At 71.8% G+C, this 5,684-nt stretch carries 6 protein-coding genes; 3 read left to right on the top strand and 3 right to left on the bottom strand.

Features of this window, described 5'->3' with window-relative positions:
* Positions 1 to 245: 245 nt before the first annotated feature.
* The gene (locus F8568_RS46315; protein ID WP_160574033.1) at positions 246 to 461 is read left to right on the top strand and encodes a hypothetical protein; all 216 of its coding nucleotides are present in this window, start codon (positions 246 to 248) and stop codon (positions 459 to 461) included.
* A gap of 879 nt (positions 462 to 1,340) precedes the next feature.
* Entirely contained in the window at positions 1,341 to 1,970 is a 630-nt protein-coding gene (locus F8568_RS46310; RefSeq protein WP_151600533.1) for a nucleoside/nucleotide kinase family protein, read from the top strand.
* On the opposite strand, the gene F8568_RS46305 is transcribed toward F8568_RS46310, so the two are convergent.
* On the bottom strand, positions 1,967 to 2,344 hold the full coding sequence (locus tag F8568_RS46305; RefSeq protein WP_151600532.1) for a DUF6221 family protein: 378 nt from the start codon (positions 2,342 to 2,344) through the stop codon (positions 1,967 to 1,969). The genes F8568_RS46310 and F8568_RS46305 overlap by 4 nt on opposite strands.
* 63 nt (positions 2,345 to 2,407) lie before the next feature.
* Between F8568_RS46305 and lipB the strand changes: the two genes are divergently transcribed.
* The gene (gene lipB, locus F8568_RS46300; RefSeq protein WP_151600531.1) at positions 2,408 to 3,118 is read left to right on the top strand and encodes a lipoyl(octanoyl) transferase LipB; all 711 of its coding nucleotides are present in this window, start codon (positions 2,408 to 2,410) and stop codon (positions 3,116 to 3,118) included.
* Between the two features lie 49 nt (positions 3,119 to 3,167).
* Here the strand turns inward: lipB and F8568_RS46295 are convergent, their stop codons facing one another.
* Positions 3,168 to 4,442 (bottom strand): lipase family protein, encoded by a 1,275-nt coding sequence (locus tag F8568_RS46295; protein WP_151600530.1) that lies wholly within the window; start codon positions 4,440 to 4,442, stop codon positions 3,168 to 3,170.
* Positions 4,443 to 4,591: 149 nt separating this feature from the next.
* Positions 4,592 to 5,389 carry an SAM-dependent methyltransferase gene (locus F8568_RS46290; RefSeq protein ID WP_328601332.1) on the bottom strand — a complete coding sequence of 266 codons (798 nt, stop codon included), beginning with the start codon at positions 5,387 to 5,389 and terminating at the stop codon, positions 4,592 to 4,594.
* Positions 5,390 to 5,684: the final 295 nt, after the last annotated feature.

The following is a 5,684-nucleotide window of genomic DNA, read 5'->3' as shown; positions in this document are numbered from 1 at the left end:
AGGGGCCGCAGAGGCTCCAAAGTCAAGGGTGGACGAAGTCCATCGCGAAGCGACGCCGAAGGCGCCCTTGACTTTGGAGGGGCGGCCCCGTACGCAAGCGCCACCCCACCACCCGAACACCCCTCCCACCGACGCATCCGAACACCCTCCCGCCAAACCCCGAACGCCACTTCCCCAGCGCACTCCAAGCCGCAGACGACCTTGTTTGCGGCGGCGGTGTTGGAGAGCGGGATGGCCTCGCCGGTGTGGTCCTCGCCGGTGTGGTCCTCGCCGGTGTGGTCCTCGCCGGTGTGGTCCTCGCCGGTGTGGTCCTCGCCGGTGTGGTCCTCGCCGGTGTGGTCCTTGTCGGTGTGGTCCTTGTCGGTGTGGTCCTTGCCAGCGAGGCCATCCAGCAGGGTGCGTCGCTGATCGCGTCGATGCTGGAGACACGGCCCTTCGTCGTGAAGGTGACGACGCCCTAGGTGAGGGCAACGGAGTGTGCTCGCCGCCGCTTGACCAGTGAGAGACGAAGACGGTTCAGGACGACTTCTCCGCGATGATGGCGGGCGCTTTCCCGAATCCGGCGGCGTGAACGCGTCCGGCGGACGGGACCATGCGTGTCAGGCCCCGGCGGTCGTGCCGGACCAGAGAGGACCCTGCCGTCGCGTGCCGTCATGGCCCAGAGGCCGCTCGGTGCGAGGAGGTGGACGGTATTGGGATCCGCTGGGGCAGTGCCAGCGGGTCCTGCCGGTCTTGACGTCGAGGCCTGCGAAGTACACATAGGCGCAGACGACGCCATCGCCGACCGCCGGGCTACAGGGGCTGCCGGAGCCGGTGGCGGCGGCGCGTCAACGCTCCTTCCGGTGGCGGCGTCGAGGCAGGTGGGTGGTGCTGGAGGCGACGTGGCCGCCGGACGCGGTGGGTGGGAGAGGCCGTCCGCCGGGGGCGAAGCTCCAGTGGAGCCTGCCGGTGGTGGAGGCGAGGGCATGCAGGCTGCATTCACAGGACGAGCAGCGCAGTGCGCCCGCGCATCGGGGACGCGTTGGAGCTTGCCATAGTCGGCTGGCATAGAGCTTGCCTTCCAAGAACGCGGAGCACACGGCCTTCGAGTACGGAACACTCGGAGACGACGGTGATGTACTCCGCGGTGGCGAAGGTGTGCACTCACAACGTTTCCGGCCGGTCGCCTTTATGCGGAGGTCTGGGCGCTGGCCGCATGCGGCGGTGGGGCCGACGGCGCCTGCCGAGGCCCCCTGGGACCGTGCGGCATGGTCCGTCGTCTACTTCCCGCGGCAGCAGGCGGATCGTCGCGGGCGGCGGCACGCGTTCGGTCTGCGGCGCCCTATTGCAGGATGGGTGGCATGCGTGCGCGAGCGATCACGCCCGAGCGGGCGGTCGAGGAGGTGTGCGACCGGATCGCGGGGGCGCCGTCCGAGGCGTGGCAGAGGGTGGCGGTGGACGGTGCGCCGGCGGCGGAGCCGCAGGGGTTCGCCGACGCGCTGGTGGGGCCGTTGCGTGCGGCGGGACGTGATGTGGTGCGGGTGTCGGCGCGCGATTTCCTGCGGCCGGCGTCGCTGCGGTACGAGTTCGGCCGCGAGGATCCCGACGTGTACTACGACGAGTGGCTCGATGTGGGCGGGCTCGTGCGGGAGGTGCTGGGGCCGCTGGAGCCGAATGGGTCGGGGAAGGTGCTGCCGAGCCTGTGGGACAGCGAGCTGGACCGCGCGACGCGCGCGCGGTACACGGCTGTGCAGCCCGGCGGCGTCCTGTTGCTGGACGGTGCGCTGCTGCTGGGCCGGGGCCTTCCGCTCGATGTGGTCGTCCATCTGGCGATGTCGCCGGGCGCGCTGGCGCGCCGCACTCCGGACGAGGCCGCCTGGACGCTTCCGGCGTTCGCGCGTTACGAGCGGGAGGTCGAGCCGTTGCGGGCCGCCGACGTCGTTCTGAAGGTGGACGATCCACGGCGTCCCGCGCTGGTGGAGTCGGTCTAGGCGCGCCATTCCTCGTTGTAGGCGGGGTGGTGGGCGTAGGTGAGGGCGAGGAGGCGGAGGGTCTGTTCGCGGACGGCGTGGGCGGCCTGCTGTTCGGGTGTGGCGCGGCCCTGGGCGATGATCCAGGCGTGTTTCTCGTGCTCGTCGACGATCTGCCGGCGGGCGGCGACCTCCTGGAGGGCGCGGGACGGGTCGTGGCGGGCGATGTGCTCGGCGTAGGCCTCGGTCTCGGCGGACGCGACGAGGGCGGGCTCGCCGTCGGCGTCGAGGTGGACGGCGCCGGAGGAGCCGGCCGCCCAGGACGCGCCGGAGCAGGCGCGGGCGACCTGTTCGTCCTTGGCGAGGCGGGCGCGCAGAAACTCCACCAGATCCATGCGACCATCCTGCCTCGCGGGGCCGACATCGGCGCCCGGATACACTCGCTGCGGGGAGGATCCATGTCATTGACGACATCCCATGGCGAGCCCGGCACGGTTCGGACGGGGCTGCGCGCGCGCCGTGAGGGCGGTCCGCTGCGGGTGGTCGAGAGCGAGCTTGTCGACTACGCCGAGGCGATCGCGACCATGGAGCGGATGGTGCGGGACCGGCAGTCCGGCGCCGCGACCGACACGTTGTGGATCCTGTCGCATCCGCGGACGTACACGGTGGGGCGGCGGACGCCGCCGGAGGAGCGGCCCGATCCGGCGCACGGCATCCCGGTGGTGGAGGTGCGGCGCGGCGGGAAGCTCACCTACCACTCGCCGGAGCAGATCGTCGGGTATCCGGTCTTGAAGCTCGCGGATCCGCGGGACGTGGTGGGGCTGCTGCGCGACATCGAGCTCCTGCTGGTCGGGGTGCTCGGGGAGCTGGGCATCGCGGCGGAGCGGCGCGACACCCCGCCGGGCAGCCCGCTGCTGACGGGGGTGTGGACGGCGGAGGGCCGCAAGATCGTCTCGCTGGGGATGCACATCTCGCGGGGCGTGAGCGCGCACGGGTTCTCGATGGACGTCGACGCCGATCCGGCGCCGTGGAAGTGGGCGGTGCCGTGCGGGATGCCGGACGTGGAGATGACGTCGGTGTGCCGGGAGCGGGAGCGGCGCGGGCTGGCGCCGGTCACGCAGGCGGAGGTCCGGCGGCTGATCGCGGACGCCTGGCGCCGCGAGGCTTGAGAGCCGCCTGGCCGGGGACGGGCCGTCGCCGGCCCGCCCCCGCGGAGGGCTACGAGCAGTTGCCCTGGACGGGCTTTCCGGCGAAGCGGTCGGCGAGGAAGCTCATCATGTCGCCCTCGCTTTCCAGCAGGCCGGTGGCGTGCTCGGCGATCGGGTAGCTCTTGTAGGTGACATTGGCGCCCTTGGCGCACCAGTCGTGGTCGAGGGTCTCGGCCTGCTTCGCCGGGATGATCTCGTCCAGCAGCGCCTGCGCCTGGAAGACGGGGACGCTCGGCGCGGTGGAACCGAGCTTGTTCTCGTCGAGCCGGGCCTTCCACTGCGGCGTGTCCAGCGGGTTGCTCGTGGTGTAGTCGCTGATCTTCTTGAACGCGGTCTGGAGCACGGTGAGCGGGCCGTCGACGCTGACCAGGCAGATGTCCTTGGCCTTGGCGAGCAGTGCGCGGCCGTTGTCGTTGAGGTAGCCGTCGAGCTTCAGCTCGGGGTAGGCGGCGTCGTAGCCGGCGGCGGCCATGAACATCAGCGCGATGAACGGGCCGCCGTCCAGGCTCGCGGCGACGGCGCGCAGGTCGGCGGGGACGCCGCCGGCGGCGACGCCCTTGAGGTCGAGGTCCGGCGCGTAGGACGCGGCGAGTTCGGCGGCCCATCCGGCGGACGTCCCGCCCTGCGAGTAGCCCTTGACGCCGACGGGGGCGCCGGCGAGCCCGGCGTCCGGGAGGCGCTCGGCGGCGCGCGCCATGTTGAGCACGGCCATGCCCTGGGAGCGGCCGACCTCGTAGGTGTGCTGCCCCGGCGTGCCGAGGCCTTCCATGTCGGTGACGGCGACGGCCCAGCCCTGGTTGAGGGCGTCGATGACGAACAGTTCCTCGTAGTCCAGGCCCTGGGTGAGGGTGTAGGACGGGGCGCAGGAGTCGCCGAGCCCGCGCGTCCCGACGGCGTAGGAGATGAGGGGCCGCTTGCCGGTGCCCGTCCACGGCTTGTCCGGGACGAGCACGGTGCCGGACACGGCGGTCGGTGCGCCGGCGGCGGTCTGCGACCGGTACAGCACCTGCCACGACTTCACGCCGCCGTAGGGCGAGTGGCCGATCGGGTCGACGGTGAAGACGGACGGGCGGGAGCGGATGACGTCGCCCGGCTGCCCGGCGGGCAGCGGCGAGGGCGGCCGGTAGAACGGATCCTGGCCCGGGGGCTGGGCGGGAGGCTGGGCGGGCGGCGCGGTGTCCTGCGGCGCGGCGGCGGCGGTCCCCTGCAGGGCGGCCGCCGTCATGGCGGCGCCCACGCAGGAGGCCAGCACGGTGCGCAGGACCCGGCGGGCACTGCTGTGCATGACGGTGAACCCTTCGTGTCGTCCCCCGTGCCGTCCCGGTGACGGCGACCCGACCCTAAGGTAATTAGACACTTATTCCAATGCGCGCCGGGACGCATCGGCGGTCCCGCGCTTGTCAACCGTTCGACAAAACTCCGCGCGGCGGCGCGTCAGGACGTCTTGGCTCCGACGCCGCACAGGAAGTAGTCGCCGCCGGCGCCGATCGTGCCGGTGTCGGGGTCGGGCCGCCATTCGTCCAGGCGGACCAGCCCGGGCTCCAGCAGCGTCCAGCCGTCGAAGAAGCGCAGCTGCTGCTCGCGGCTGCGGTGCGTCATGCCGGTGTTGGCGTGGCCGTAGACCTCGGTCGAGTTCTCCGTGACCGCGTCGTCCCCGGTGATGTGCGAGATCACGACGTGGCTGCCGGCCGGCAGGGCGTCGCGCAGTGCCGCGACGGACCCGTACGGGTCCTCCTCGTCGCTCAGGCAGTGCAGCACGGCCAGCAGCATCAGCCCGACCGGCTCGCCGAAGTCGATCGTCTCGCGCAGCACCGGGTCGGCGAGGATCGCCTCGGCGTCGCGCAGGTCGTGCTCCAGGACGATCGTCCGGTGGTCGGTGGCGGTGAGGGCGCGGCCGTGCGCGACCACGACCGGGTCGATGTCGAGGTAGGCGACCCGCGCGTCCGGCACCAGCTCCCGCACGACCTCGTGGACGTTGCCGTTCGTCGGCAGCCCGGTCCCGACGTCGAGGAACTGCCGGACGCCGGAAGCGGCGAGGTGTCGGGCGGCGCGGCGCAGGAAGGCGCGGTTGTACCTGGCGAGGACGGGGGTGAACGGCGCGCGCGCGAAGATCTTCTCGGCCGCCTCGCGGTCGGCCGCGTAGTTGTCCTTGCCGCCGAGGTAGTAGTCGTACATGCGCGCCACGTTCGGCACCTTCATGTCGACCTCGCGGGGCGTCCAGCCGTCGTCCACCTCGTGCCTCTCGTCCGACCGTTGGAACGATCTTTAGCCTAACCCGCCCTGGTGAGGCGATTTCACGTTTTCCCCGCACGATTTGTAATTCCCGCCGACCGGCGGGCGTGCGCCCGGGCACAGGCCGCCGGACGGCCGGTGCTCGCGGGGCGGGCGCCGACTCCCTAGCCTCGGGCTTTCATCGGGCGGCGGGTCGAGAGTGACCGTTTAGACAAGAAAAGTGCCCCCGAGCTGGGAGGATAGGGCTTGTCGAGAGTCCTGTCCGCGCCAGTCCGAAAGCACTTTTCGCGTGAAG

It is taken from the genome of Actinomadura physcomitrii (genome assembly GCF_008923205.2).
Lineage (GTDB): Bacteria > Actinomycetota > Actinomycetes > Streptosporangiales > Streptosporangiaceae > Spirillospora > Spirillospora physcomitrii.
The sequence above is the reverse complement of the archived record's forward strand: the minus strand, read 5'-3'. Positions and strand labels throughout refer to the sequence as shown.

What these genes read in the sequence shown, in the direction of transcription:
- lipB (WP_151600531.1), top strand. Translation starts at nt 2,408, where the DNA reads ATGTCATTGACGACATCCCATGGCGAGCCCGGCACGGTTCGGACGGGG.
- F8568_RS46305 (WP_151600532.1), bottom strand. Translation starts at nt 2,344, where the DNA reads ATGGATCTGGTGGAGTTTCTGCGCGCCCGCCTCGCCAAGGACGAACAG.
- F8568_RS46310 (WP_151600533.1), top strand. Translation starts at nt 1,341, where the DNA reads ATGCGTGCGCGAGCGATCACGCCCGAGCGGGCGGTCGAGGAGGTGTGC.
- F8568_RS46295 (WP_151600530.1), bottom strand. Translation starts at nt 4,442, where the DNA reads ATGCACAGCAGTGCCCGCCGGGTCCTGCGCACCGTGCTGGCCTCCTGC.